This is a genomic window from Streptomyces sp. NBC_00454 (genome assembly GCF_041434015.1).
Taxonomy (GTDB): domain Bacteria; phylum Actinomycetota; class Actinomycetes; order Streptomycetales; family Streptomycetaceae; genus Streptomyces.
In genome coordinates this window covers 190,458-216,898 of sequence record NZ_CP107907.1, presented here as the reverse complement: position 1 = coordinate 216,898, position 26,441 = coordinate 190,458, and the positions used below count along the sequence as shown (strand labels likewise).

Annotated in this window: 23 protein-coding genes and 5 pseudogenes; 14 read left to right on the top strand and 14 right to left on the bottom strand. The window is 67.6% G+C overall.

All coding sequences use genetic code 11. The features are described from left to right. The first annotated feature begins 382 nt into the window (after positions 1 to 382). The 3 genes and pseudogenes from OHU74_RS01020 to OHU74_RS01010 all read left to right on the top strand — a co-directional run bounded on the left by OHU74_RS01020 (position 383) and on the right by OHU74_RS01010 (position 1,784). The gene (locus OHU74_RS01020; RefSeq protein ID WP_371614085.1) at positions 383 to 1,078 is read left to right on the top strand and encodes a hypothetical protein; all 696 of its coding nucleotides are present in this window, start codon (positions 383 to 385) and stop codon (positions 1,076 to 1,078) included. A 366-nt stretch (positions 1,079 to 1,444) separates the two neighbouring features. Next, a pseudogene (locus tag OHU74_RS01015) lies at positions 1,445 to 1,540 on the top strand (IS630 family transposase); the annotation flags it as partial. A 103-nt stretch (positions 1,541 to 1,643) separates the two neighbouring features. Next, positions 1,644 to 1,784: a hypothetical protein gene (locus OHU74_RS01010; RefSeq protein WP_371614084.1), complete on the top strand. Its 141-nt coding sequence runs from the start codon at positions 1,644 to 1,646 to the stop codon at positions 1,782 to 1,784. Positions 1,785 to 2,273: 489 nt separating this feature from the next. Here OHU74_RS01010 and OHU74_RS01005 read toward each other — a convergent pair whose 3' ends face one another. Together OHU74_RS01005 and OHU74_RS01000 are read right to left on the bottom strand one after the other, a co-directional pair. Beyond that, on the bottom strand, positions 2,274 to 2,624 hold the full coding sequence (locus OHU74_RS01005; RefSeq protein WP_371614083.1) for a VOC family protein: 351 nt from the start codon (positions 2,622 to 2,624) through the stop codon (positions 2,274 to 2,276). Positions 2,625 to 2,709: 85 nt separating this feature from the next. Further along, positions 2,710 to 2,856 (bottom strand): hypothetical protein, encoded by a 147-nt coding sequence (locus OHU74_RS01000; RefSeq protein ID WP_371614082.1) that lies wholly within the window; start codon positions 2,854 to 2,856, stop codon positions 2,710 to 2,712. A gap of 16 nt (positions 2,857 to 2,872) precedes the next feature. On the opposite strand from OHU74_RS01000, the gene OHU74_RS00995 reads away from it, so the two are divergent. Together OHU74_RS00995 and OHU74_RS00990 are read left to right on the top strand one after the other, a co-directional pair. Then, on the top strand, positions 2,873 to 3,118 hold the full coding sequence (locus tag OHU74_RS00995; RefSeq protein ID WP_371614081.1) for a hypothetical protein: 246 nt from the start codon (positions 2,873 to 2,875) through the stop codon (positions 3,116 to 3,118). A gap of 57 nt (positions 3,119 to 3,175) precedes the next feature. Continuing rightward, positions 3,176 to 3,325 carry a hypothetical protein gene (locus OHU74_RS00990; RefSeq protein WP_371614080.1) on the top strand — a complete coding sequence of 50 codons (150 nt, stop codon included), beginning with the start codon at positions 3,176 to 3,178 and terminating at the stop codon, positions 3,323 to 3,325. 116 nt (positions 3,326 to 3,441) lie between these two features. Here OHU74_RS00990 and OHU74_RS00985 read toward each other — a convergent pair whose 3' ends face one another. Continuing rightward, positions 3,442 to 4,710: a hypothetical protein gene (locus OHU74_RS00985; RefSeq protein ID WP_371614079.1), complete on the bottom strand. Its 1,269-nt coding sequence runs from the start codon at positions 4,708 to 4,710 to the stop codon at positions 3,442 to 3,444. A 424-nt stretch (positions 4,711 to 5,134) separates the two neighbouring features. Between OHU74_RS00985 and OHU74_RS00980 the strand changes: the two genes are divergently transcribed. Further along, positions 5,135 to 6,085 carry a hypothetical protein gene (locus tag OHU74_RS00980; protein ID WP_371614078.1) on the top strand — a complete coding sequence of 317 codons (951 nt, stop codon included), beginning with the start codon at positions 5,135 to 5,137 and terminating at the stop codon, positions 6,083 to 6,085. Between the two features lie 93 nt (positions 6,086 to 6,178). Here the strand turns inward: OHU74_RS00980 and OHU74_RS00975 are convergent. Next, positions 6,179 to 6,412: pseudogene (locus OHU74_RS00975) on the bottom strand (IS701 family transposase); the annotation flags it as partial. 1 nt (position 6,413) lies between these two features. Then, positions 6,414 to 6,647 (bottom strand): annotated as a pseudogene (locus OHU74_RS00970) (transposase family protein); the annotation flags it as partial. A gap of 622 nt (positions 6,648 to 7,269) precedes the next feature. Between OHU74_RS00970 and OHU74_RS00965 the strand changes: the two are divergent. Beyond that, the gene (locus tag OHU74_RS00965; protein ID WP_371614077.1) at positions 7,270 to 7,857 is read left to right on the top strand and encodes a pentapeptide repeat-containing protein; all 588 of its coding nucleotides are present in this window, start codon (positions 7,270 to 7,272) and stop codon (positions 7,855 to 7,857) included. A gap of 319 nt (positions 7,858 to 8,176) precedes the next feature. Further along, a complete protein-coding gene (locus OHU74_RS00960; protein ID WP_371614076.1) occupies positions 8,177 to 8,293 on the top strand; it encodes a two-component response regulator in 117 nt (38 codons plus the stop codon). 11 nt (positions 8,294 to 8,304) lie between these two features. Here OHU74_RS00960 and OHU74_RS00955 read toward each other — a convergent pair whose 3' ends face one another. Beyond that, positions 8,305 to 9,876, bottom strand: coding sequence for an alpha/beta hydrolase (locus tag OHU74_RS00955; RefSeq protein WP_371614075.1), 1,572 nt, complete (start codon positions 9,874 to 9,876; stop codon positions 8,305 to 8,307). Between the two features lie 505 nt (positions 9,877 to 10,381). Here OHU74_RS00955 and OHU74_RS00950 point away from each other — a divergent pair. The 6 genes and pseudogenes from OHU74_RS00950 to OHU74_RS00925 all read left to right on the top strand — a co-directional run bounded on the left by OHU74_RS00950 (position 10,382) and on the right by OHU74_RS00925 (position 15,849). Then, entirely contained in the window at positions 10,382 to 10,801 is a 420-nt protein-coding gene (locus tag OHU74_RS00950; RefSeq protein ID WP_371614074.1) for a hypothetical protein, read from the top strand. A gap of 162 nt (positions 10,802 to 10,963) precedes the next feature. After that, positions 10,964 to 11,626, top strand: a complete 663-nt coding sequence (locus OHU74_RS00945) for a pyridoxamine 5'-phosphate oxidase family protein (RefSeq protein ID WP_371614073.1) — start codon at positions 10,964 to 10,966, stop codon at positions 11,624 to 11,626. A gap of 118 nt (positions 11,627 to 11,744) precedes the next feature. Beyond that, a pseudogene (locus OHU74_RS00940) lies at positions 11,745 to 11,977 on the top strand (IS5/IS1182 family transposase); the annotation flags it as partial. 239 nt (positions 11,978 to 12,216) lie between these two features. Then, positions 12,217 to 12,654 (top strand): annotated as a pseudogene (locus OHU74_RS00935) (chitin binding peritrophin-A domain-containing protein); the annotation flags it as partial. Continuing rightward, positions 12,636 to 13,343 carry a DUF6585 family protein gene (locus tag OHU74_RS00930; RefSeq protein ID WP_371614072.1) on the top strand — a complete coding sequence of 236 codons (708 nt, stop codon included), beginning with the start codon at positions 12,636 to 12,638 and terminating at the stop codon, positions 13,341 to 13,343. The pseudogene OHU74_RS00935 and the gene OHU74_RS00930, both read left to right, overlap by 19 nt. A 10-nt stretch (positions 13,344 to 13,353) precedes the next feature. Next, complete coding sequence (locus OHU74_RS00925; RefSeq protein WP_371614071.1) at positions 13,354 to 15,849, top strand: bifunctional serine/threonine protein kinase/MFS transporter; 2,496 nt, start codon at positions 13,354 to 13,356, stop codon at positions 15,847 to 15,849. Between the two features lie 283 nt (positions 15,850 to 16,132). On the opposite strand, the gene OHU74_RS00920 is transcribed toward OHU74_RS00925, so the two are convergent. From OHU74_RS00920 to OHU74_RS00885, 8 genes are all read right to left on the bottom strand, one after another. Then, positions 16,133 to 16,786 carry a response regulator gene (locus OHU74_RS00920; RefSeq protein ID WP_371614070.1) on the bottom strand — a complete coding sequence of 218 codons (654 nt, stop codon included), beginning with the start codon at positions 16,784 to 16,786 and terminating at the stop codon, positions 16,133 to 16,135. Continuing rightward, entirely contained in the window at positions 16,783 to 17,895 is a 1,113-nt protein-coding gene (locus OHU74_RS00915) for a sensor histidine kinase (protein WP_371614069.1), read from the bottom strand. Before OHU74_RS00915 ends, OHU74_RS00920 begins: the two co-directional genes overlap by 4 nt. A gap of 227 nt (positions 17,896 to 18,122) precedes the next feature. Then, on the bottom strand, positions 18,123 to 18,524 hold the full coding sequence (locus OHU74_RS00910; RefSeq protein ID WP_371614068.1) for a hypothetical protein: 402 nt from the start codon (positions 18,522 to 18,524) through the stop codon (positions 18,123 to 18,125). Positions 18,525 to 18,529: 5 nt separating this feature from the next. Next, positions 18,530 to 19,510, bottom strand: coding sequence for an LLM class flavin-dependent oxidoreductase (locus tag OHU74_RS00905; protein WP_371614067.1), 981 nt, complete (start codon positions 19,508 to 19,510; stop codon positions 18,530 to 18,532). A gap of 136 nt (positions 19,511 to 19,646) precedes the next feature. Beyond that, positions 19,647 to 21,494 carry an ABC transporter ATP-binding protein gene (locus tag OHU74_RS00900; protein ID WP_371614066.1) on the bottom strand — a complete coding sequence of 616 codons (1,848 nt, stop codon included), beginning with the start codon at positions 21,492 to 21,494 and terminating at the stop codon, positions 19,647 to 19,649. Continuing rightward, positions 21,491 to 24,568 (bottom strand): lantibiotic dehydratase, encoded by a 3,078-nt coding sequence (locus OHU74_RS00895; RefSeq protein ID WP_371614065.1) that lies wholly within the window; start codon positions 24,566 to 24,568, stop codon positions 21,491 to 21,493. The genes OHU74_RS00900 and OHU74_RS00895 overlap by 4 nt, the downstream gene beginning before the upstream one ends. Before the next feature lie 185 nt (positions 24,569 to 24,753). Continuing rightward, positions 24,754 to 26,007 carry a lanthionine synthetase C family protein gene (locus tag OHU74_RS00890; RefSeq protein WP_371619524.1) on the bottom strand — a complete coding sequence of 418 codons (1,254 nt, stop codon included), beginning with the start codon at positions 26,005 to 26,007 and terminating at the stop codon, positions 24,754 to 24,756. A 191-nt stretch (positions 26,008 to 26,198) separates the two neighbouring features. Then, on the bottom strand, positions 26,199 to 26,396 hold the full coding sequence (locus OHU74_RS00885) for an FDLD family class I lanthipeptide (RefSeq protein ID WP_330300632.1): 198 nt from the start codon (positions 26,394 to 26,396) through the stop codon (positions 26,199 to 26,201). Positions 26,397 to 26,441 lie beyond the last annotated feature (45 nt).

The following is a 26,441-nucleotide window of genomic DNA, read 5'->3' as shown; positions in this document are numbered from 1 at the left end:
CTCGCGGACCTCGTCGACGCCAGGACCACATCGCCGGGCCGAAGCACACCCTGGATCCCCTCGACCAGCGGGACATCCTGGTCGGGCTTCGAGCCGGTGAGTCCGACGTGCTGCAGGCGGTGCAGGAAGTGCAGGAGGTGTGGGCGCCAGGGCGATGACGATCGCCGCCTGGAGTCGGCGGCAGGAGTCCCCAGGCAAGCCAGCCGAGAGGGGCTTGCCCAGCGTCCGCTTCTCAACCGGTGCGGCCAGGCCCCGTACGACGCGACCCGCTGTCGGGAAGATCACAGGGAAGCTGACGGGATCGGGAGGGACGGAGCGGCGCACCCGACCAGACTGGGCCCCAAGAGGGGGAATGCCCCGTGTCTGCATTGGGGAGTTGGACGTGCCGAAAATGAATCCCGTCCTGGCCGCCGCGGCCGTCGTGTCCGCCGCGGTCGTGCTGTCCGGCTGTAGCAGCGAGCCGCCTTCGCTCACGTTCGGGTCGGCGAAGCCGTCCGGTGCGCGGCTCGAGGCACGGCCCGCACGTGGAGGGTCGCTGCCCCTCGCTCAGTGGCCCAACGCGTGCGAGGTGCTGGGAGATGAGGAGATCCGCGCGATCCTGCCGCAGGCGAAGGACTTCCAGCGTGAGCCGGTCAAGGTGACCGTCATCAACTTCAACCCGCTCGAAACCTCGGATCCGGGGACTACGGGCGACGTGCCGACAGGTGGGTGCAAGACCGGGTTCGGGCTGCCGGCCAAGTACAAGAGCAAGCGCAACAGCGACATCCGCATCGTCTTCAAGGCCGTCGCCGATCCCGCTCTCGTGGCGGCGTCCTACGCGGAGGACCGCGACGACGAGGCGAAGCGGGCCGGCCAGGACACCACGAAGTTCCGTGACCTCAAGGACTCGCTGGGTGCGGCGGGGTGCTACACCAAGGGTACGACCGCCACGATGGTCTGCCATCAAGGCCCGTACGAGTTCGAGGTGAGCGGCTCGTCGACTGCGGACGGCGTCGGCAAATACCCGCAGGCCGAGGAGAACTGGCGTCAGAAGGTCCTGACCGAGGTGGTACGCACCGTGAGTGCCCGCATGGCGTGAACCCGACGTGAGCGGGGGCATGCCCGCTGTCGCTGAGGGGGAGGGCCGTTGCGGTATTGGTGGCTCGCTGAGCTGAGGTGTCGCAGGTCGTGCGAGAACCGTGTGATCGGTGGATTCGCAAACGGTCCGCCTTCACCCGTCGCCGACAGCACCGGGGGCGCGTCTGTCGCGGTCTTGGAGACCGTACGGGGTTGGGTTTCGCGAGGCGGGCGTTGGCCTGTGACATCTTCCTCCAGGGCAAGGACCTCCATATGACCGGAGGACAGAGAGGATGCTTCGGCGCCGACCTCCACTCCGCTTCAAGTCGCTCAGACTGACCTGTCCACTGGGGGCGTTGTCACGGGACGACTGCCTCCCTCGAACTGGAGAATCCGCAGGTGGGCGGCCCGGAGCAAGGTCGAGCTGTGCTTCACCCCGATCTGCGCCTCCTGGGCCAACCCCAACGAGGCGCACTTCGGACCCCATCCGAGCGCGTACACCGGGTCGGAGCGGTGTGGTTGTCAACGTCACCCGCGCGACGGCCGATGCTGTGTACGCCAGCACCCGCATGGCGTCAGGAGCTGCGATGGCCACGGCGTCCGAGGAGTGGCAGTCGAACATCGAGGTAGCGCGCTCTGCGATGCCCCACCAAGATCTGTGCCAGAACCCCGGATCGGCGCCGGTGCTGGCGCTGCGGCTGGCCCAGGCCCACAGGGCCACGACGTAGATCCACTCTCCGGTGTCGGTCTGCCATCAGCGCACCAGCCGCCCGTTCACGGTGTCATCGGGCATGAGCATGCGGACCGGCGGAAGTGTGCCGGTCTCGGGTGGGTGGGGTGCAGCCTGGCCGCGCGGTGCCTGACCTGGAGATCAACATGTCCGCCCGCGTCGTGGCGGCGGCCGGTGCCTTCCCGTGGCCGGCGCCTTCCGGCGGGGCCGTCAGGTGTCTGCGGGACGGTCGGTGTCAGGCAGTAGCCCGAGCATGTCCAACAGCATCGCCAGCTCTCTCTCGTCGGCGGCCCGTGAGGCGACAAAGCGCCGCGCTGCCGCACGGTCCGTGGTCCCGGAACACGCCAGGAGGGCCGGCTCGTCACAACCGAAGGGATCCTTCACCCGGCCGATCCCACCACGCCCACCCGCCCTGTGCATTCGCAGTGGTCCGCTTGACCGACCGGCGAGATCCGTCACCAGCCAGGGATCCCCGGCGCCGGGATGCTCACAGGTCGGTAGCCCGTTCGTGGCGGGGCTCGTACATGCCCACCTCACCGCCACCGGGCAGCCGGAACCTGGTCAGCCGGCCCCAGCGCGCATCGGTCACCGGCTGTGAGAACTCCACTCCCTTGGCGGCCAGGGTCGTCACCGTCGCATCGATGTCGTCACACATCAGGTAGAGCTCGTGCGACTCCGGGCCGTCCGTCGGATGTACGGCGACCTCGGTCGGCGGAAGCTTGAAGATCAGCCAGCCGCCTCCCGCGTCGACGTGCGGATACTCCAGCACATCCCTGAAGAAGGCCCGGTCCGCTTCCGCGTCACGGCTGTAGATGACGACGTGCCCACCAGTGATCATGCGGCCAGGGTAAGACCCGCAGCGGGCGACGCCGGGGTACGCCGCCATGACGAGAGTCTCCGTTTCCGGCGGGTCTTACCGGGTCTTACGTGGTCGGCAGCCAGGGCGGGAGTGGTTCGCGGCGGGTGTGCCAGGAGGCGGGGGCGGGGGACCACAGGGCGAAGGGGACCGTGTCGCTCGCGCGGATCTGCAGGCCGTTGCCCAGGATCTCGGCGGCCCGGCTCGGGGCCATGTCGCCGCGGAGGACGGTGGCCGTTGCGCTGGCGGCCGATCAGGTCGAACCGGTGGACCTGCGAGGCGAGGATCGCCCGCTGGGCCCGCTGCGCACGGGCGAGAAGGGTTCGGGGACCTTCCGAGAGGTCCCGGTCCTGCACGTAGGGCTCCGCTGCGGCGTCAAGGCCGCGGAGCTTGCGGCGGTGCATGACGCATCGGAAGGCCCGTACGCCGGCGAGCAGTACGGCGGCGGCTCCGGTGTACGGCCGCAGGTCTTTTGAGCCAGTGCAGGCTAGCGGCCGCGTGCGCTGTCCCGGCGCATCGACACGACCGGCCTGATGCTGACCGTGCTGGTCACCACCGTCGGCATCCAGGACTCTGTCGCCGGAGAACGCCTCCTCAACCGGCTCGCCGCCGATCACCCCAGCCTCCGCAAGGGCTCGGCCGACCGCGGCTACGGGGCCCTGCCCACCGCTCCACCGCCATGATCTACATCGCAGTGATCGCCCTCATGACCCGCCGACTCACCCACGGATCCACACCAACCTGGCGAGGAGCGCGAGCCAACGCAGACCGGGATGGATCAACGGGTCAAAAGGCCCTCTCAGCGCCACTCGAGGACGACGTTGCCGTAGCCGAGTGCGGTGGCAGCGTCCTGGGCGCTGATCAGCTGAGGTTGGGCCCCCGGGGTGAGGGCGCTGACGTACGGCTGCTCGACCTTGCCCTGGACGGAGCGGAAGAGCAGGCGCTTGCCGTCCGGTGAGACGGCGACGGGGAGGTTCGCACGGTCGGTCATCGGCAGCAGGTCGGGACCGGCGCCGTCCGTGGTCTGGCTCGACGCTTCGGGGCGCAGCCGGGCGACGTCGATGGTCCAGATGTTGTTGAGGTGCTTGGGAGTCGAGCCCGACTCGCGGTGCGCGCAGAGCAGGGTGTGGTTGTCGACCCAGCCGGACGGCTCGCATTCGTAGTCGGGGAGGGGGAGGGCGCCCTTGGTCGCCAGCGGGCCGCTCGCGGTGACGGAGGTGACGCTGAGGCCGCGTGCGGAGACGAAGTCGGAGACACGGGTGCCGTCGGGGCTGAACCGCGGGCTCGGGCCGAGGAGGCCGCGGAGCGGAGAGCCGCCGAGCAGCAGGATGTTGTCGCGGGTGCCGGGCGGTTCGCCGGCCCACTGCTCGGTGATGTCGTGGCTGCCGGAGGTCGAGCGGCTGGCGATGTGCTGCTGCCGGGCGGCGTCGAGGTGCGTGAACCAGACGCTCCCGCCATCGGGGGCGAACAGGGCGTCCTGTTCCTTCGGGGTGGTGGCGAAGCCCTTGCCGTCCCCGGTGAGATCGGTGAACTTGCCCGTGCGGTCGACGTATCCGACGTGGCGCGCTCCGGTCCGGTCGTCGGCGGTGACGACCGCGAGCTTGGTGAAGTCGCGGTCGAACAGCTGCCGGACCCGCGGGCCGAACGCCGCGTCCGAGGTGGCGGTTCCGCCGGCCGGTTCCTCGTGTGGGAGGCTCTCCGCGCACAGCGAGTAGAGGGCGCTCAGCTCCTCGTGGTCCCGCTTGTCGATCACCACCTGCGCCGGCAGGGTGAATTCGACCGACGCCGTCTTCTTCCAGGTGGACGGGTCGAAGCCCTGGACCCACACCGTGGCGGGCCGGGAGGCGGGCACGGTGCAGCCGGCGCTGATCACCAGATCCTTGCCACGGAACGTCGAGTCGCCGGTGCTCCCGCCGGCCGCGTTCTGGCCTGCCGGTGCCCCGCTGCTCGGCGGCACGGTCCCGGCTGCCCCTGCCGTCCCTGTCGTGTCGCTGCCGGCGCAGCCCGCCAGCAGCGGCAGCGCGAGCGCTGCCGCTGCGAGAACCAGCGCCCGTTGCGTCAACTGCACGACAATCCCCCGTCACATGCTTCATCAGAAGATCATGATTGTAATGCGCTTTGACGGTGGCCCCTTGCTCGGGTGCCGAAGTGCGAAAGGGGCCACGAGGCGCAGGGAGAGGGGATGTTGGCGACCCGGCGGCTGACCTCGGCGACGAGTTCGTCGAGGAGAACAGCGATCGGTTGAGCGCCGGCCAGGACCTGCTGCCCGAATTCGGTGAGGCGCATGCGGTGCTCGAAATGGACAAGCTGAAACCCAGGACACCGGGGCTGCGACGTCTCACCGTCAACAATGCACGAGCTCGTCAGCGGGCGGGTGTAGGTTCTTCGACTGACCAAGTTGCAGGACCATCAGGGGAGAACTCATGGACCGCAGAACGCTCTTGAGCGCGGTCGTAGCGACAGCCGCAGGCGCGCCGCTCGCATCGTTGGCGATGCCGACCAGCGCACAAGCGGCCAGCGTCTACCACGTGGCCGTCTGCGAACAGTTGAAGAACCAGATACTTATTCACCCCTTCGCCCCGGGAGTGGACTGGACCCCGGCCACTCGGTTGTGGAGCTGGTCGGCGCCCGCCCAGAGCGCCTGGGGCATGCTCTCCGACGTCAAGTTCCGCAACACCACAGCGTTCGGCTGGGTCGCTCTGGTCACCGCCTCCGGTGGCAAGGTCGGCATCGTGAACATGGGTGACGGCGACGGGCTGCTCTGGCAGGCGGAGCCCAAGGGCAACCCGCACTCCATTGAGCGCATACCCGACATCGGCGCCGTCGTGACCGCGTCATCCGCGCCGCTCGATGCAGACGCGGATCCGCAATCTCCCGACCACTACCCGGGGTATCTGACCGTCTACGGGCCCACCAACTCGGACGACCCCAGCACGCTCGCCAAGGTCCAGACGATTGCCTACCAGGGTGCGCACGGCCTCTGGTACGACGGCAACTACCTCTGGGCGTTGGGCACGTGGACGCTCACTCAGTACCAGGTCACTGGCAGTCACCGCGACACCCGGCTCGTCAAGGTCTGGGGGTACACGTGGCCCGACAAGGACCACCCCTTCAACGGGCACAGCCTCGACGCCGACCATACTGATCCGAACTTCCTCCTGCTCACTGGCGGTGGCAGCGTCCTGCGGTTCAACAAGTCCACGAAGGTGTTCACAACGGTGACTCCGTCGGGCGTCGGCGTGAAGTCGTTCGCCCGGATCGCCTCAGGGGAGTCCTTCTGGCAGCAGGCTTCGGGTCCGGGCCCGGGCCCGAGGGACCACCAGAACTACTTCATCCAGTTCTTTGACCGCGTCGGCACTTCAGTTGAACATCGCAATCTCAGGGGCTATGGATACGACGGCCAGTTCTACAGGGCTCGCCTGTCCAGCGTCGACTTCACCTAAGAGGACTCCCTCAAGCCGTTTTTGATCTTGAGGTGGTGTGCGATCTGTTGGGGAGAGGGCGGTGGCAGGTGGTGCAGATGCCGACCCAGCACCTCAGGATGTCTTGGAGAGCGTCGGGGGTCTGGTAGAGGGTGAGGCCGGTCCTGGGACTCTTGGGGTCAGTCGCTGTTCGGTGAGGAAGGCCTGGGCCGCGGTCACGAGGGTGACGTGGTGGTGCCAGCCGGGCCAGGACCGTCCCTCCAAGTGGTCCGGGCCCAGGCCGTGCTTGAGTTCCCTGTAGTCGTGCTCGATGCGCCAGCGGACCTTGGCCAGACGGACCAGCTCGGGCCACTCGACCTGCAGCCAGCAGTCGTGGAATCTGGCGCATCGTCAAGTTCGTCCGCCAGTACGCCGCGACCAGCAGGATGCGGTCCTCCAGGGACAGGCTCCACGGCCGTCCTCGGTGCATATCGGCCGCGTGCTCCCGCCGAACCGCGGTCACCAACTTACCGAAGCAGCGCGGGCTCAGCCCCGTGAACGGACCTATCCAAGACGGCTCTGGCGCCGTGATCACACCAGCCACGTCAAGATCATGTCATCGGCGGTCTTGCGCGCTCGTTGGCCGGCCGGCCGACACCGCTTCTCGCGACAGGACCTGAACCAGCGCGGAGTTGGGGGGTGGTGACACGGCGAGATACCTCCAGTCCCGAGCTGGCTGCCGGGGCCTGTGCGACCCACCCCCCATAGCCGCGAGTCCCTTACGATCTCCGTCCGGCCCAGCACACCGCACCGTATCCCGAGCCACTGACAACCCGGCCAGTCCGCAGCCGAGTGAAGCGGGGCACCTTTGCGGCAGCCCGCCCACGTGTTCAGCAGCACGCCCGACGAGTAGTAACGGGATAACCCTTAGCCCTCTCGCTATTTGGAAATAAGGGTGGTGGCCTTAAATTGAATTTCGTCAAGCAATTCCACTGTGGCGCATTCCCTTTTAAAATGCGCAGCAGTAGTCTCAGCGGGCCGGCTCCTCCGCCCACCCTTTACCGCCCGCGGGGTGCGAGCCATTTATCACACATTCGCAGGACCGTGGTCGCGACCAAAAGAGTGGCTCCCATCCCTCAAAGGTGAGAGGGACTATTACGGGGGGGCAGGCTTGGAGTTGTTCACGTCATCCAACGGGAACCTCGCCCAATCGAAAGGAATTCAGGATGCGAACGAACACCACCATCCGCCGTAACGTAATCGCCGCGCTCATCCTCTCCGGTTACGCGCTGACCGTCCCCCCGGCCTACGCCACCCCCACCCTCAGCGTGGCCGTCGCCTCTCAGCGAGCCGATGCCGACCAAGTCGCTCTGCTCAAAAGGAGCGTGGCGGAGTGGAACCAGTGGCGTACAGACAACCCCAGTGTCAAGCCCGACCTCACCGAGGCTGACCTCGCCGGGGCGAACCTCCTTGGGGCCAACCTCTCCGCCGCGGACCTCACCGACGCCACCCTCACCGACACGAACCTCACCGAGGCGAACCTCACCGAAGCCAAGCTCACCGGCGTGAAGGCAACGGGCGCCCTCCTCTTCAGTGCCAACCTCGACAACGCCAACGCCCAGAGCGCCAACCTTGAGGGCGCCAACCTCTCCAGCGCCAAGGCCCGTCACACGGTCTTCGCCAGCGCTGATCTCAGGCGCGCCAATCTCGCCGAGGCCGACCTCGCCGAAGCCGACCTCACCGGCGCCAACCTCGAAGGCGCCAATCTCAACTGCATCAACCACCCCCAGTGCACGTCCACCCCTGCCGGGTGACCGTAAGGCGGCTGCGGCACCGTGAGTGACGGGCGCCGGAAGGGCCTCCCCGTGGTGAGCCGGGAGGGCCCTTCGTCGTACTGGTGGTGCGGGTCCGTCTTCAAATTGATCTGGCCCAGAGCAGGAGCGATGCGAGGGTGACCACAGATTCGTAGGAGCCGACGGCCTTCTCGTAGCGGCGTCGACCAGTCCGTCGCCGCCGTCCTCGCCCCCACCCCGCTTCATCGCCACGCAGAGAGTCGTCCAACACCGGGCACGGGCCGCACATGCCGCGCAGGCGCGGTGACAGCCATCTGGTGAAGGGCGGGACAGCCGCACGGTGGCCCGCCAGATGTTCGTCTCCGAGCACACCGGGCAGGACCACCTCAAGTCGGTGTTCGCCAAGACCGCGACGAAGAACCGCAGAATGCTGCTGGCCCGCGCACTCGGAACGTGAACCGCGGGCCGCTACCCCGCCTGCTTGACGCAGGTCCGGTCCCTCGCCGGCAGCTTGCCGGTGGCCAGGTACCGGTTGACCTGGTCGTCCACGCACGCGTTGCCGTAGCGCCCGAAGAGAGCGTGCCGGTTGGCGCCTTCGAGGGTGACCAGCCTGGAGCTCGGCAGCTGCTTGTGCAGCTCGACGCTTCCCTTGTACGTCGTACGCGGGTCACCGGTGGCGGCGACGATCAGTGCAGGGGCATCGCGCCGCACCCGGGTGGGCTCTTCGCGCGGCGAGTCCCAGAAGGCGCACGGGTTGATGTTGTTGGTCAGAGGGCCGAACAGCGGGTGCGCGATGCGGTTGCGCTCGATGTCCCGCCAGTAGATCTCGGGATCGCGCGCGGCGGCCACGTCCCCGCAGATGACGGCGGACTGCGCGCCGGTGGGCTCGCCCTCACCGCGCAGCACGTACCGGAGCTCCGGGACGAGCATCGGCGGCACCGTCGTCGGCCGGCCCTCCGCGGCTTTGGCCAGTACGGAAACCAGCTCGCCGAACGACGCCCGCGCCGGGGCGGTGTCGTCCGCGATGCCCGAGAAGAGGAGGAGGGGCACCTGGCTGTCGTCGATCCGGAAGGCATCGGCGCCGGCGCCGATGGTCAGCGGACCGCGCGCGGCCGCCGCGACGATGCGGTCGACGGCGGCGAGCACCTCGGGGCGGCTGCGGCCGAGGCCGTAGGTGTCGTGGTGCTCCGCGGCCCAGGCGGCCCAGTCGGACAGCGCCTTCTCGTTCTCGCGCTCGGTGCCCTTCAGCAGCCGGGGGTGGTAGTCGCTCGGGTTGATCGCACCGTCCAGCACCATCCGGTCGTGGCGGCCGGGGAACATCTGCGTGTAGACCGTGCCCAGGTAGGTGCCGTACGAGTAGCCCAGGAAGGAGATCTTCCGCTCGCCGAGCGTGCCGCGGATGACGTCCATGTCGCGGGCCGTGTTGCGGGTGGTGATGTGCGGGAGCACGGCGGCGTCGGTGGCCCGGCACTTGTCGGCCAGGCTCTTCTGCAGGGCGACCTGGCGGTCGAAGCCCGCCCGGCCGGTGCCGGCGGACAGCCAGGTCATGCCGACGGGCAAGCCGCAGTCCAGCGCGGTGCTGCGCCCGATGAAGCGCGGGTCGAAGCCGACGATGTCGTAGCGCGCGCCGACCTCCTTCATCGACGCACGGGCCTGCGGCGGGGACTGGAGCGCGGGACCGCCCGGACCGCCGTTGTTGAGGAGGATCGCGCCGATGCGGTGGCGGGTGTCGGTGGCCTTGAGCCGGGAGATCGCCACGGTGATCGTGCGCCCCCGGGGGTCGGCGTAGTCCAGGGGCACGGTCACGTCCGCGCACTGCACGCCTGCCTGGTCCAGATCGCGGCCCGTGGTGTCGTCGGGGCCCTCGATGCAGCTGCCCCAGCCGAGGTGCTGGCGGTAGTAGCGGTCCAGTCCGGCCCCGGAGCTGTCCTGGGCGGGGGTCTCGGCGGCCGTGGCCAGGACGGGGGAGGACGTGAGGCAGGCGGCGAGAGTGAGGCCCACGGCCAAGGCGCGGCGAGCGGCGGGGCTGACAGTGGTCACGGGGTCTCCTTGAGCATCGTCCGCTTCGTGTGATCGCATGCCCCGAGGCTAGGAACCCGCCCTGGTACGGCACATCGCCCAAGGGCACGAGGACCCCGGTCCCGTCCACCCCTGGTCCGGGACCTGCGGCCCGGTCCGGCCTCCTCCTCAGGGAGGAGACAGCCAGATCACGACGTCCAGTCGGCCGAACCGGCCCTAGCCGTCCGGAACTAGCGGTACCCGCAGTTCGCGGGAGGCGCGGGCGTACTTCGAGATCGGGCCGATCACGTTCTCGTCGCGGAAGGAGGTCACCGCCTGGGTCGGACTGCGGGTGCTCTCGGAGGTGGTGGGCGGACGGTGGCCTGCCTCCCGATCCTGCGCGACAGCCCCGGCGGCGCTCTGTGACCAGTCGGCCAGGATGTTTCCCGAGCATGATGGCCACGCCCTGGAGGTCTTCCTCCGGCACCGGGCGCGGCCCGCGTCCTGTGCGCAGATGGAGCCAGCCCTCTGCCCAGTGTGCCCGCTGATGCTGCTCTCCCTGACCGACGCGCTGCGCCGTCCCGGGAGAGCGGAACGGCGGGCCGTCGCAGGGGCGGTGCGCAGCGTCGCCGACCTGCTCGAAGCTGCCGGGGACGCCTGGACCGAGCGCCGTCACCAGGTGACCGAGGCCATGGACGCCGCCTACGACACCGTGATCATCCGCCGCCTCTTCCCACCCCGCCCGGGCAGTACCACGGCCCGCCTGGCCGGCCGCCTGGACTCGCTCGTCGGAACCATCGCCTACGCGGACGCCACGATCACCCGCCTCACCAGCCTGGCTGCCACGGGCCACCACGGCACGCCAGCGGCGACCCAGGAGATGGCCCGAGACCTGTCCGCGGAGCTGCGCCGAAGAGCCGCGCGGCTGCGAGAACATCGGCTCCGCCGAGTGCGCAGCCCGCGCTGACCCACCTCGCGCCAGGCAGGTTGGCGGAGTTCCTCCGCTGGTCGCGGATCGTTCGGCAGGCCGCTGAACCAGGCCCTTGTCGTCGGCAGCGTTGGGGCCAATGGAGGTATTCAGTGGCGTCTCAACCCGAGCCATTATGGCCAAGACCGTACATTTACGTAGATGTCGGCCACAGAGCGTACTACTGCGAATCGGTATCCCGAGCGGGTCACCTACGACAGGGACGCGGTCTACGCGATCCTCGACGAGGCCCTCGCCGTCCATGTCGGCTTCAACACCGATCTCGGCCCGGTGGTCATCCCCACCCTCCACATGCGGGTGGGTGATCAACTCCTCCTGCACGGCTCCGCGTTCGGCCGCTTCATCACCACCGCCGCGTCCGGCGCGCCGCTGTGCGTGACCGCGACCCTGATCGACGGCGTGATCCTGGGCCGGGCCTCCTCCCACCACTCGGCCGCCTACCGCTCCGCCATGATCTTCGGGACCGCCACGGCGATCGAGGACGAGCAGGAACGCGCGGACGCCCTCGCCGACGTCGTGGAGAGCGTCATTCCCGGCCGGTTGTCCGGCCCGTATGCCGCCCGCCGGCCCAACGTCGAGGAAGCCCGGTACACCGCCTGCCTGACCATGCCGATCACGGAGTTCTCGATGAAGGTCCGCGAGGGTTTCGCCCGTGACGAACCCAAGGACGACCAGGTCGAATCCTGGGCGGGCTGGATTCCGCTGACCACCACCCCCGGCACCCCCGTCCCCGACACGATCACCGGCGACCGCTTCCCCGCCCCCCACTACGACCCGTCCATCCACCGCTTCCGCCAGAACTGAGCCTTTTCCAACCTGGCTGCGGCGGTGAGGTGTTGGAGGTTGTCAGCTGTACGGAACGACGGAGCTCCTGGTAGACGGATCCTCAACCAAGATCACCCGTGTCCGCCAGGAGCTTCGCGTGCTTGTCCACCCCTCGTCGATCGACCTGTCCAGCGGCACCCTGTATTACCTGACCACGCGGCTCCGTGCCCGGCAGCGAGAGATCGGGACCCGGTGGCGACGGCTGCCTGCCGGCCGTCAGGCCCTGCCTAGACCGAGGCGATGAAGACCGTACGGGCGAAGGCCTTCGTGATCCTGGACGGCACCCTGCTGCCGATCGACCGGGAGGAGGCGGGTGTGTACTTCAGCAGCCCGACCAACATCACCTTCAACCGCTTCGGAGGGGACGGGATCATGGACCTCCTGGCTGTCCTGCTCCGACGGTTGGATGCCGTGCTCGTCGTCCCGGGCGGGCCGACCATGATCCTGCGGAACGAGGACCGTGAGATTCTGCCCGCCTCCCTCAGGGGCGAGCGGCCCGTCGTCGTGACGCGTACTGGCGCGGAGATCGACCGGGCGATCCGGGCTTCCAGCACCTCAGCGACCCGTCGACGTTCTGGATCTGCGACAACGCCTACAGGCCCACCCGCCACACATGCCCCTACGGGCTCGTGTTCAACGAGAAGGCCCGGCCCGCCCCGGTCTGTGACTGGCCCGATCAGGTCTACTCCCAGGCCCCCACCGGCGCGACCACGCTGACCGCCGCCCCGGCCCAACTCCAGAAGCTGCCGCTGAAGGTCGTCGGCCTCAAAGCGACCCTGAAGACCGGGCTGATCGGAGTGCCGATCACGTTCAAGAGCGAAGGCATCGGTGCGAAGGGAGTATGCGATCAACTCCCGCTGGTTGAGGGCTTCGTCGTAGGGGGCGAGGGGCTGTACACGTGGTGCCTCTGCAACACTGAATCGCCTCTCGTTCTAAGGCAGTTGAGTTACCTTTGGGTTTCCGTAGATTCATCCAGGGGGATCGCCGCGTGGCCACTGACGAGATAGAACACCTCTACGCCGAGCGGCCGTCCGCGCCGGCAGCCGCCCTCGCTGCCCAACGCGGACTGGGCGACTGGATCAAGACGTTCGCGCCGGGGCAGGGCCGCCGGTGGAAGAAGTCGCGAGACTGGAGGCTCTACTTCTTCTCGGGCGGCCTGGCCGTGACGTCGCCGGAAGGCTTCTTGGCCGCGTACGACTACGGAACCGTGCGGGTCCTTCAGTACCGCCGCACCGTCAACGGCGCTGCTGTGGAAGCCTGTTCGGTCCTGGTCGATCCGGAGGGCAACGCCCTCAACATCGGGTACGGCAAGCCCCCTCTGTTCAAGGGGGACAAGATGGCGCTCGGCATCACCTCGTGGACGGGCGGCGCCGGGTTCCTCTACCCGCACCTCTGGGGTGACCACATCCAGGCGCAAGTCACCACCGCGCAGCTGCCCGGGACGATCGCGCGCATCCAGCAGGGCGAGCAGGTGAAGTTCGGTCCCTACACGCTCGACCGGCACGGCGTCTCCGACAAGAAGTACTCGATCGCCTGGACCGAGATCAATGAGATCGGCTTCACTCTCGGCTCCTTCATGTTCAACGGCCACCAGAAGCGGTCGACGGCCCCGGAGTCCGCGAGTTCGTTCGTCATCCCCAACCTCGACCTCTTCGTGAAGCTGTGCCACCACCTGAGCCCCTACGTGAAGGGCTGACCTGGCCGCCGTGGAACAGCTGACGGGGCAGGACCCCACACACATCGGCCCCTACCGTCTGATCGCCCGCCTGGGGGAGGGCGGCATGGGCCTCGTCTATCTGGGGCGGTCCGATCTCGGCCGCACGGTCGCGGTGAAGGTCGTGCAGGCGGAGCATGCCCAGCATCCCGAATTCCGCAGGCGGTTCACCCGCGAGGTTGCCGCTGCCCGGCGGGTGGGCGGCAACTGGACTGCCGCCGTCCTGGATGCTGATACCGAGGCGGCCGTGCCCTGGGTCGCCACCCAGTACATCCCGGGCCCCGACTTGACCACCGTGGTCGGCAAGGACTTCGGGCCGCTGCCCGAGCACTCGGTCCACATCCTCGCCAACCGCCTCGCCCTCGCCCTGCAGGCCGTGCACGAGGCGGGGCTGATCCACCGCGACCTCAAGCCGTCCAATGTCCTCGTCACCGTGGACGGGCCCCGTGTCATCGACTTCGGTATCGCGCGGGCACTCGACAGTATCGGCGGGGACAGCCTTCTCACCCGCACCGGCATGCTGATCGGCTCGCCCGGCTTCATGTCCCCGGAGCAGGTCAGGGGGCATGAACTCACCGCCGCCAACGACATGTTCTGCCTCGGTGCGGTCCTCGTCTACGCCGCCACCGGCCGCCTCCTCTTCGGCGCCACGGACACCGGTCTCAATGCCCACCTCTTCCGGATCGCCGAGGAGGAGGCGGACCTGACCGGCGTACCGGACTCGCTCGTCGATCTCGTAAGCGAGTGCCTGGCCAAGGATCCGGCGTTGCGGCCCACACCCGCCCAGGTGGTCGAGCGCACGGTGACGCACCGGGCCGAGGAGTGGCTGCCGGGGCCGGTGCTGGCGCAACTTGGCCGCAAGGCAGCACAGTTGCTGGACTTCACCCCCGAGATCCGGGGTCCGCAGCCGGACCCGCGGTTGCAGGCCTTTCCTGGAGTGGCTGGGCCCCAGCCGACCGCCTACCCCCTGACGCCGCCCCTCCATGCCCCGTCCGCGTACTCTCCCACGGGCCCGGCGCACTTCGGTGCCGCGCCGGGATACGGACCGCAGGCGCCACCGGCACCCGCGGGCCCGCCCGGCCGACCCTTCGTCCCGGCTGGAGACAGTAACGGCTCACACCTGCGGCGCGGGTGGGGCCTGGCGATGGCAACGATCGCGCAACTGGCCGTGGTGCTCGCAACGTCGGCGACCACCGTGCTGCTGTATGACGCCCTGAGAGACCTCGGATCGGACGCTTCGTCCCGGGAGTGGATGGTCACTGCCCATTTTGCGGCCTTCGGTGCGCTGCTCTTCGTCGGAGGACACCTTGCGGACCTCATCGGGCGCAAGACGACGCTCCTCATCGGCCTGACCGGCTTCGCCATGGCCACCGCGGTCCAAGCCTCGGCCGCCAACCCCGACATGATGCTCTGGGGGTACATCGCCCAGGGAGTCTTCGCGGCCCTGATCACCCCGGCCTCGTTCGCACTGGTCGCCGCCCTCTTCACCGAGCCGAGCGCGCGTGCGAAGGCTTTCGGGGTCTACTCCCTGGTAGGTCTGGGGGGTGCAGCGCTGAGCCTCTTCCTGGCGGTGCCGCTCGCCCAGGTCCTGCCGTGGCGGGTGTTGCTGTTCGTCACTGTCCTCCTGGCCGTCATCGCCCTCGTCGGCACAGCCACCCTGGTCCGTGACCTACCGGACCGCACCCAGGCTGGATTCGACGCACCCGGCGCGCTCCTGGGCACACTCGCAGTCGCGGCCGTCATCTTCTCCATCGACCGGTCGACGATACTCGGCTGGGGGACTCCTTTGATCCCCCTCTGCCTCACCAGTGGCGTCCTCCTGATGGCGGCCTTCTTCTGGCGGCAGACGAGGACCGAGGGCGGCGCGATCCTGCCGTCGTACGACACGGGGGCCCGAGAGCGTCTCGGCGCACTGATCACCCTGTTCCTGAACGGACTCGCCCTCGCCTTCGCGGTCCCGATGCTCGGCGAATTCCTGTGGTCCGTCGGGCCCTGGCTCGGCCTCGTGGCGTTCTTGGTGATGGCCGGCTCCTTCGTCATCGGCTCCCTGCTGGTCTCCGCCTGGTTGCCCCGTATCGCGCCCCGCGTTTTGCTGGTGCCGGGTCTGCTACTCGCCGCGGTAGGTGTACTGCTCATCAGTCTGGGCATGGCCTCCCTCTACGGGGCCCTCCCCGGCATGATCTGCCTTGGCTTCGGGCTGGGGATGGCCGGCACGGTGCTCTACTCGACCGTCACCGAAGGCATCGCCCCGCAGGACTCCGGCGGTCGGGCGGCCCTCGCCATCACGGGCCAGGAGCTGGGCGATTCAGCCGCTGCCGCCCTGGTCGGTGGGTCGGCTGGCCTGCATACGCTGGAAGGCGCCGGCCTCGGAGTTCTGTACATGTCGGCCGGAGCCCTGCTGATCGCTGCATTGGTCGGAGGGCTATTGATCAAAGGCCCACGACGCGGGCTGAGCGGCGGTGCCACGAGGCCCAGGGAGGCGCCCTGACCCCCTCCTGCCCTTTGCGCGTAACAGTCGGGGGGCCGGTTCGGCGGTCACGGCGGTAGAAGCCGATCCCATGGGCCACTGCCGTGAGCAGTGACGCGATACAAACCTTCTGGGTCGCTCACAGCGCGGGCGACCTGGACGCGCGCGTGAACGACTCCCCGCGCGGCGAGGACGAGGACGAGGTCGCGGCGCTCTCGAGCCGCTTCGCGACCCGAAACAGGACTGGCGAGCCAGTCGGTGAAGAGGACGGGGTGCCCGGGATCTCTGGCCGGTCCGGGGCGGTTCACTCGTTGGTGAGTCCCGCTTGGTGGGAGAGGATCGCGGCCTGGACGCGGTTGTCGGCACCGAGTTTGGACAGCACGTTGCTGACGTGGGCTTTCACAGTGGATTCCGACATGAACAAGGTGGCGGAGATAGAGGCGTTGGACAGTCCTTGGCCGACCAGGACGAGGACTTCCCGTTCGCGCGGGGTCAGGGTGCCGAGGCGTGCGCGCAGGGCGGGGTCGACGGCTGGTCTGGCGGTATGAGCGGTGGAGAGGACTCGCCGGGTGACGGAGGGGGACAGCACTGCGTCTCCGGCAGCGACGCTGCGTACGGCGTGGATGAGGTCTCTGGGCTGGGTGTCCTTGCGGAGATAGCCCGAGGCGCCGGCCTGTACGGCCTCGTCGACGTATTCGTCGAGGGTGAAGGTGGTCAGGATGATCACCTTGGGCGGATCGGGCATGGTGGTCAGACGTCGCGTGGCGGTCAGGCCGTCGAGGCGGGGCATGCGGATGTCCATGAGTACGACTTCGGGGGTGAGGGCCCGGGCCTGGGTGAGGGCGTCCTCGCCGTCGGCGGCCTCGCCGATGACAGTGATGTCGTCGGCTGACTCCAGGATGGTGCGCAGTCCGGCGCGGACCACGGCGTCGTCGTCGGAGATCAGGATGGTGATCAAGGGGCCGACTCCTTGTGGGGTGCGTGTGCCGGTCCGGTGACCGGGATGTATGCCTGTACCCGAAAGCCGCCTTCGGGAGTGGCGCCGGAGTGGAAGGTGCCGCCGAGCAAGTCAACGCGTTCCCGCATGCCGATGAGGCCGAACCCGCCGCTGGGGAGGGGGGACGTGCCGCGCTGCGGGGGCCGTTCGTTGACGATGTCCAGCCGCACGGCGCCCGGGAGGCGTTCGAGACTGACGCGGGTGCGGGCGCCGGGTGCGTATTTCGCGGCGTTGGTGAGCGCCTCTTGGACCAGCCGGTACACAGTGCGCTGTGTGTCTGGCGGGAGTTCGTCGGGAGCCGTGCCCTGCATGGTCAGGGTGGTAGGCAGGCCGATCGCCTGGGCGTCGGTGACGAGGTCCGGGAGGTTCTCCAGTGTGGGCTGGGGGGCCCGGGGCGCTGGGGCTGTGGAGCCGGTGGAGAGCACGCCGAGGATGGTGTGGAGCTCCTCGACGGCCTCGCGTCCAGTGTCGGCGATGGCGCAGGCTTCTTGGGCCACCCAGGCGGTGCCCCGGTCGGCGGCCACTTCGATCGCGCCGGCCCGCAGCACCATATGGCTGACCCGGTGGGCAACGACGTCGTGCATCTCCTTGGCGATCCGGGAGCGCTCCTGCACAATGGCCCGCTCGCGGTTCTCCTCAGCGATCAGCCCAGCCAGTTCGTGGCGGGTTCGCAGGTACAGCCCCGCGAGTGCCGGCACTGCCACGAATCCGAGCAGTTGGGAGACCGTACGGCTGGCCACGCCTGCGCACGGGCAGCCCATGGCGAGCGCGTGCAGCACCAAGGCTGTGCCGACGGTGCCCCACAGCCAGGCAGGGGGGCGGACCTGCCTGGCAACGGTGAACATGGCCAGGGCGAGGGCGGCCGGTGCGTACGCGAGCAAGTCCCCGACGATCACCGCCGCTGCCACAGGAAGGGGCCAGAAGCGGCGGAACAGCAGGAGAAGGCCGAGAACGCCGGCGATCGCGACTTCGACCCAGAGGTCGTCGGCGAGGAGACCGAAATCGGAGACATGGCGTGCGGTGACGGCGTCCGCTACACCGAGTACGACGGTGCCCGCACTCAGTCCCACATCCGCCCTGCTCAGCCGCACCTGCACCCCATACTCTCGCTTTCCGCTAAATACCACCGTATGGGATCAGCAGGCTGAACCTAGGATATATCGGACCCATCTGCGAAGTGGCAGGCCGGGCGAAGGCCTCGAGCAGATGCCACTGGTGGCCCGGTTTCGGCTGACGGTGGCGCAGAACAGCGGCGCACTCGGGCCCAAACGTGATCGAGCACTGCCGGATCGTCTCGTCAGCCTTGGCCGCGGACCGACCGGGTGATGATCTCCACCAATGTCTGCTCCTGGGTGGGGAGCACTATCTCGAGCCTGCTGTTCCCCACATCGCACGTCATGATTGCGGAGCGCTCGGAGCATTGATCCACCGTGACCGCCGACGGACTGATGACGTCGCCGGATCCCGTTCGCCACCGATCCGCAATCCGGACCTCCCCGTGGCTCACGATCAGCACGCGAGACCTTTTCTCAAGGCCCTCGCCCAGGAAGCCTGCCATGCAGGGAATGCGAATGGTTTCACCGCGATGGAAAGCGGCGACCAATCGGGCAGTACGACGTTTGGTGATGCGTCTCCTGGTGATCCAGAGGATGCTGTCGAAACACAGCCAGAACGTGGCTTCGATGAAGAGCTGAATCATGGTCCCTAGTGAACTCGGTGGAGGGTTTGGGTCACGCCGGAATCAATGCTGCTGTCTCCCCTGATGGAGTGCACCATGGTTGCGAGGTCGGCCAGCGCGGCATCGACTCCTTCGGTGAGAAGAACGCCGAGGACATTGAGGACTATCTCATCCTCCCCGTGGAGCTGGTACTCGGCGACCTGTGCAGAGAGGCTCTCGGGTGTGCCATAGGCAAATACTCCGCCTTCCACCAACGACTTGGCCCCAGCCCAGGGATCGCCTGGATCCACCCTGAGGCCGGCGGCGCGCAGCATGGCCGCATAGTGAGGGCCGGAAAGGTGGGACTCATGGGCCGCGTAGGCCAGCTTTCGAGGATCCCGGGACGGTCGCTCCAACGCGGCTGAGACGATCGTGGCGACTCGTGGCACCGCACGTCCGACGGATTCCGCGCCTTCTCGCAGAGCGGGCCGCAGGGTCTTCGAGAGGTAAGCCGGCGGAGTGAGGAGGGTGATGGCGACGTCTGCGGTCTGACCGACCGTATGCGCCATCTTCGGACGCAGCAGTCCCGCTCCGAGGGAGACGCCGGGATTCGGTATCTGGTGGAGGCCGTCATCCATGGAGAAGTACTCGCCGCGAAACTCCACGGCATCGCCGTCCAGCAGCCCCCGCATGATGGACAGATACTCGGCGATGGCGGTTCGCGGGCTTGCGTACCGTTCCCCCCGCAGCGAGGCGACGAAGTCAGGATCCCCTATCCCATATCCCGCGACGACCTCGCTGCCGGTGAGGACGGCCAGGGAGCGCGCCTGGACCGCGGCGTCCATCGGGTGCCGTAGCGGGGTCAGCGCCACGCTGAGTCCAACGGGTACGCGCAGGCCCATCCCTGCCAGGTATGCGACTGCCTGGTGACTCTCCACGAGGGTGGACTGGCCCAGGTAGAGCCGATCCAGGCCGAAGTCCTGGACGGCCCGGGCGAACCGGGCGAGGTCGTCGAGATCGTAAGCCATCAGGGGATAGAGGACGGAGACTCTCGGCTGGGCTGCTCGTGCTTGTGGTGTCGCGAGCACGATTTACCTCACTTTCGGGACAGGGCAATAAGAGGTCGGGCAAGAGAGGGAGGAAGGCAGGCGGCGCCAGGCATTGTCAGCCATCTGCCAGGTATGCCTCGGCCTGGAGGCTGAACAGGTAGGCATATGTTCCGCCGGCCTTCATCAGTTCGTCGTGCGATCCGTCCTCGATGAGTTTCCCGCCGTCCAGGACCATGATTTTGTCCGCTATGCGCACGGTGGAGAACCGGTGCGAGATCACTAGCGACGTGGCCTTCCCGTAAAGATCCCGAAGTCCCGCAAATATCTCGGACTCGGCTTCCGCGTCGATGGAGGCAGTAGGCTCGTCCAGGATCGCGATCGGAGCACTTCGCATGAAGGCCCGGGAGATCGCCATCTTCTGCCACTGACCGCCGGACAGCTGCCTGCCGTCCTCGAAATGACGCCCAAGGATCGTGTCGTACCCGTCCGGCAGCCGCGAGATCACGGCATCCGCGCCACTGGCGGCGGCTGCGGTTCGCACCCGGCCCGCGTTGGTCATATCTTCCACTCGGCCGAAACCGATGTTTTCCCGGGCGGTCATCTCGTATCGGATGAAGTCCTGGAAGACAACCCCTATGTTCCGCTGAAGATCGTCCGTGTCGTATTCTTCGATCGGTATGTCGTCGATGAGGATCTGGCCACTGGTCGGAGCGTAGAGCCGGGACAGGAGCTTGACGACGGTGCTCTTCCCTGCGCCGTTCTGCCCCACCAGGGCGCAGCACGTACCGGCCGGGATGAAGCAGCTGAAGTCTTCCAGTGCGGTCACGTCGGTGCCCGGGTATCGGAACGATACATTCCGGAATTCGATTCCCTTTTTCAGCTTCTCGGGGAATGCGCGGGATCCGCCACTGATTCCGTTGTCCGGAAGGCGTAGGTAGTCGAAGAGGTCCCCGACGAACAGCGTGCTCTGGTACAGGGTGGCGAATCCCATCAGCAAGCCGGATGCCGCGGCCTGGACTGCGCCGATCGCCGCCAGGTATCCGGCGAGTTCGCCCATGCGGCCGGTGTCCGCGGTGTCGAAGAGCGCGAAGACCAGCGCGCTCGATGAGATGAGGACGCTCAGCAAGCCCATCCCGGCCGCCCAGCCCTGCTGGCGCCGCGCGAGTGCGCGATCCACCCGGAAGAACTGATTGACCAGGATCCGGTACCGCTCAACGAAATACGGTCCCAGCTGGTAGAGCTTGACTTCCTTGAAGGACGAGTCCGTGGTGGTCAGGGACTGATAGTAGTTCGTGCGTCTCCTGTCCTGTGTCCGGTCGTACTCGATCTCGTATCCACGCTTGCTGAAGACGATGTGGGCGATCAGTGCGGGCACCGGCGAGATGATGATCACCAGTGCTATCCATGGGTTCCAGGCCAACAGGACCGCACTGACGGACACCAGTGAGATGGCAGAGGTGACCGTGCGGACCATTTCATCGAAGATCTGGAAAGCCGTGCCCCCGCCGCTCTCTCTGAGGGCCCGTTGGAGCCGGTCGTAGGAATGGGCATCCTCATATGTCTGCAGGTCCATCTGGGTACCTTTGAGCATGACCTGTTCACCGATCTTGGTGGTGAACTCCAGCTCCAGCAGGGTGCCGAGATACTGCACCGCTGCGCCGATCAGATGGCTGGTGACGGCGAGGACGACCATGGCAGTGGCGGCGAAGATCACGGAATTCATCGCGTCCGGCGTGCCGCCGGCGACGTCGGCCACGCCTTGCACCGCGCTTGCCGTCAGGGCGATCTGGACCGCGGGGAACAGGGCGGACAGCCACGTGAGCCCGGTCATACCGGTGACGCGCAGCGGGCTGAGGCGCCAGAACTCCCTCACCACGGACAGCCAGTACGCCCCACCACGCGAGGTGTTGCGGTTCTGTGCCATCTGTTGCGCGGCGGTGGGAGAGGGTATCGGTGCGCTCATGCCGGCCTGCCCCGCAGACAGCGCAGGGTCTGGCGCCAGACCAGGTAGCAGCGTTCCTCCGCGGCGCGGTCGATGGGCATGAGCCGGTTGACCTGCATGTGCGCCAGGCTCGACAAGATGCTGTCGCGACTGCCGCGCAGGACGCCTGCTGCCTCGGCCTCAGCGACCGCCGATGCCGCTCGTGCCGCGGCAGCGGCGTGTCTGGCGAAGACCGGAGCGAGCAGGCCGTGGTGGGCCCGCCCACGCGCATGCGGACGGCGGCTCTCGGGCTGCAGCAGCGTGCACAGGTAGTCCCGTTGGGCACGGTAGCGGTCGCGGGCCGCCAGGTCCTCCAGCGGGGTGTGGGTGGCGGCCAGTCGTTGGGGGACATCGAGACCCCACTGCGCGTAGAGAGCGTCTACCGCGGCGATGGTCACGAGGTCAGGGTCTGCGTCGATGCTCTTGTGCCAGAGCATGGAGAGCAGCTCGGAGCTCAGGTCGCTCCCGGCTTCAAACAGCCGCTCGATGGGATCGAATGCCGCCGGGCCTCCGTATCGCCCGATTTCCGGATGGTAGGCCGCGACCTGGAGATCGGAGGCAATACCCCGCTCCACCAGATCCCTGCCCCATTCCATCAGACGGGTCAGAACCCGGCCCGCACCCTGGTCGCTTCCGGCCCGGATCCGTATCCGCAGATGCGGCATGGGGTCGGCATAGCGGATGTAGAACCACCGGTCCGCTTCACCCGTCGTGCGCAGCTCCGTAACGAACTTGCGCAGATGGTTCACGACGATCTCGTCGTGGACATCCTTTGCCGCGTACAACTTCAGGAAGGACCATCGTGATCCCGGAAGATGCCGATCAGTAGCGGGCTCGGTACTCACCATCAGCCGTGCGGGCACCTGCTCCGGCGCAGGCCGCACGGCGGCGGCACGAGTGATCAAGGGGATGACCACCTCTGAGAGGTAGCCACGCCCGTCCTCGTCCCGAAGCCACAGCTCCTCCAGCCCGGGCAGCATCTCCTGAATCGACACCGTGCCGGTGGCACTTCGGAGCTCGCTCAGCAGTTCCTTCACGCAGAGAGGGTGGTCCAGATCGAGAAGCAGCCTGTTGTCATGGTCGGCGAGGTAGACATGGCGCGGCACCGCCCAGTCCGCGCGCCACCGTGCCACGTCCTGGGTGGTGTGCAGGGAGCGGGGGTTCGCCCGATCCGGCGCGGCAGGGGGGAGCGTCCATTCCGCAGGACGCAGGACCACCTTGCCCCGTGTCACTCGTGGCAGGAACGGGGCACCCTCGACCGGCCCCCAGTCGAATCCCGCCGGGCTGGACCACCGGGACTGCGAGACCTCCAGCATGAATCGGCAGACATTCGGGGCGGCGAACGGGGCGAGCATGTGGTTCTGCACAGCCACTAGTTCCCTGCCGAGCCGGGCAGAGTACAGACGCAGGCCCTCGTCCGTGGCGTAGACGAAGACATCCGAGAGGTTGATGACGTCGTCGGCCTCGACTGAAGGCGTCACGTTCACCGGTATCTCGTACTGGTGCAGTCCGGGTCGGACAGTGACGTTGCCGCTCCGTCCATCCGGCGGGAGGTATGCCACCTCTGCATGGACGACGTCGGGCTCCAGTGCCTCCCGGGCCAGCGCGTACTCACGCAGCTTAGTGACGCCGTCCGCACCCAGCAGGTCGAAGAACCGACCGAAGGTCCGGCCTCCCATGGCCAGGCCGTCCGTGTTGAGGACCGCCCGCCAACGGCCTGCGTCAAGGCTGGAAGGATCGGCTGCCTGCAGCTGCACATAGGCGTCTATCGCCGGCGCCGCCGGCAGTGTCCTCCCGGTGTCCGCAGCATCGGCTGTCAGTTCGGCGAGCAGATCGTCCGTAAGCTCGACTTCGCTGTCACCGTTGCGCCAGGCTCGGGCCGCCAGTGCCATCAGAACCCGGCTGCGAGCTGATCCGTCGGGCTGGGGGACATCGGGCAGGGGGAAAGCGCGTGGCGGTCGGGTGTATCCCTCCGGGGCGTCCAGCCCACCTTCCGGGCTGAGTACCTCCAGGACGGGAACCATGACGTCGGTGCCGTAGCGCTCCAGGAAGGCCGAGTGGTATTGCGCCAGGTGGTGGTAATCTCCGCCCGCCGCCTGGCTGAGCATGGACAGGCAACCCACGGCATCGGCCACCTCAATGGCCACGCGCTCGTTGAGACACTTCTCGGGGAGGTCGAGCCGAGCGTCCAGCTGGAATGGCTGCCGATCCCGGCCGGCGACCAGTTCCCGTTGCTTGGCTCGCAGTTCTCGCAGCGTCGCAGTGTCCCCACGCGTCATTTTCTTCCCGAGCATGGACACCTCCCGCAGCCGCATCGCCAACGTCGAGGCCGCAGGCACCTCGGCGAGGCGGTCGAGAACATGCTCCTCAGGGCGTGCCAGGGTCACCGGAGGTCGCAGGTCACTGATGAGGAAGTTGAGGCCGACCAGTTCCCGCAGGAAGGCTTCCACCTGCGAAAGCCCCACCTCAGGGAACCGCTCGTTGAGTCCCGCCATGAGGGATCGGTACGGGAGCGGGGTGGCGGCCAGTTCCAGAACCGCGGACACCGCAGTTGAGGCGCGTACGCGGGCCGCACGCCGGTCCTCCTGTCCATAGACATCGGAACAGGGCAAGACCAACCGCTCGCCAGCCGGGTAGGCCAAGGCATTGACCACGACCCGAAGCTCCGGCAGGAGCGTCGAGTCCTCCTCCACTTGCTTGATCAGGGCCAGCAGCCATCCCATATCCGGTCGAACACGCTGCTCAGCCAGGGCCTCAGCCCCCAAACGGGCGGTGGTCCGGCCGGCGAACTCTCCGAGTCCGATTCCGGAGAAGACCCCGAAGGGGGTAGGGCGGGTGCTCATCCGGGTGATGTAGCGCAGGGCCCCACCGTAAATCCGACCGATCTTCTTCTCCGCCTCCTTGCCCGCTGAACCACTTGCGGGCTGGACCGTTTCGCTGAGCCTGCTCAGCCCGTCAACGAGGCTGCTCCCGGCGGCCGTCAGAGCATGCTGGACCTGGTCGGTACCAACGAGAGCCCGCAGTTGGGTCCGGGTGTGGGCGACCAGGGGGTCCACCGAGGAATCTTCAACGCCGCAGAGCTCGGTCGGTGAGGGACGGGTGAGAGCGGTCCACTGGTCCACCGGCAGAGCAGGGGCACGGAGCATGAAGAACCCCGCATGCTCATAACCCGGAGCCGAGCCGTTCCGCTGAGCACGCCTGGGAGCTGTAGACACTGTCATCGTTCCGTTTCTGCTTTCGGTCATCGCGAGAACAACGTCTGCGACCAGGAAGATCTGACGCCCCCGCTGACGCTCTGCAAGGTCATGGCCACGCCCGCCGCTCCGGTGAGCAGGCCCGGGTCGCCCACTGCGCCGCCTGATTTCGGACGGTCCCGAAAGACCGATGGCGTCTCTGGTTCACTCAAGGCCAGTAGGTCTTCGACCAGACGGGGAAGCGCTGCCGCGGCGGTCCGACTGCCTGCTGTCGCGAACTCCTGGCACATCGCGACGATTCCCCCCAGGCCGTGGCACATCGTCGGCGAAGAGGCCACCTGTGGGTCCAAGCCACTGGTGAGCGCCCGCTCGAACACCGCACATGCCTGCACGCGCATACCTTGGTCCCGGAGGGCTTCGGCGGCGATCAGCAGTGCCGTCGCCATCCCCGGAGACCCGTAGCACCAAGCTGTCGCGTCCGGCTCGGCGAAGTCCGGCCGCTCGGCTCCCTCCACCGATACGGCCACCCGACGGGGCGTCTGCGGGCGGCCCGAACGGGTCTCACCCAGTGCGATGAGCCAGGCAGCGGCGAGCTCGAGGGCCTCGCGGTGACCGGGGCGCCGGACCCCAGCGCTCCACGCCGCGGCCAGAGCCGTAACCACGCCGGCTATCCCGTGCGCCATGCCGGTGTCGAGATATCCGTATGGATAGCCGATCAGGTCATCAGCGGAGAAGTAGTGCGCGGGTGCGATGAACCATCGGTTCGACATCCCCTTGCGCGAGGGTGCACTGGCCAGCCAGACAAGATAGTCGAGTGCGTATTCGGTCGCCGCAGAGATACGCGGACTGGGATTCGGTATCCGGCTGAGATATGGGAGAATTCCAGCCGCACCAGAGATCAAGTCGTAGTGGTGGTCCGAAACACCGCCTTCAGCCTTTGGCCACTCCATCCGCAGCACCTGATCGGCCAACTGTTCATGGAGGGAGTCCAGGCTCGACTGAAACCGGGGCTCCAGCTGGACACACTCGCTCATGGCCAAGGCCAATCCGGTGGTTCCGTCAAACAGCCCCGGATAATTCAGCGGTTCATCACGGGTGGCACGGAAAGCCGCCCGAAGGAACTGAAAGGCCGTCTCGGGGTCCGCTTCGTCGGCTCCTTCGCCTGCGGCCTGCAGATGCATCAGGGCCAGCCCCGCATAGCCGCCACTCAGTGACGGACCAGTCCACAGAATTGCACCAGGAGATTGACTTGCGGCCGAGCGGACGGACTCGGCCACCTGCTCCGGAGTCATCAGGGACATGCGCACCGCAGCAGCCAGTGTGCGGCACCGACCGGCCAAGTGGCTCGGCAGAAATACTTCGGAGCGGTGGTTTTCTCGCGTATACATCTCATGGTCGCCATATGCAACAGGGTGAGACCCCGGGCCTGAGCAGCTCAGGCTCAGACCCGGGGTCTAACCAAGAAGGGTCAAGGGAAAGCCGAGGAGGACCCTCAGCACTTCCCCTTGGTGCGCTGCGAGGCGCAAGCGGTCGTCATCGCGATGGTCCGCTTGATGGTCCAGTTGATCGCCTTCTTGCATCCGACTCGGCTGGCAATGCTGATAGCCACCGTCGGGGTGGCCTGCTGCACCTGCGGGTCCTGACCGCCAGTGGACGATACGCGGGCGTCAAGATTAAAGGCATTGCTCACGGGAACTCCCCATCGTGATTTCTGTCTCGTAACGCTGAAATTGGA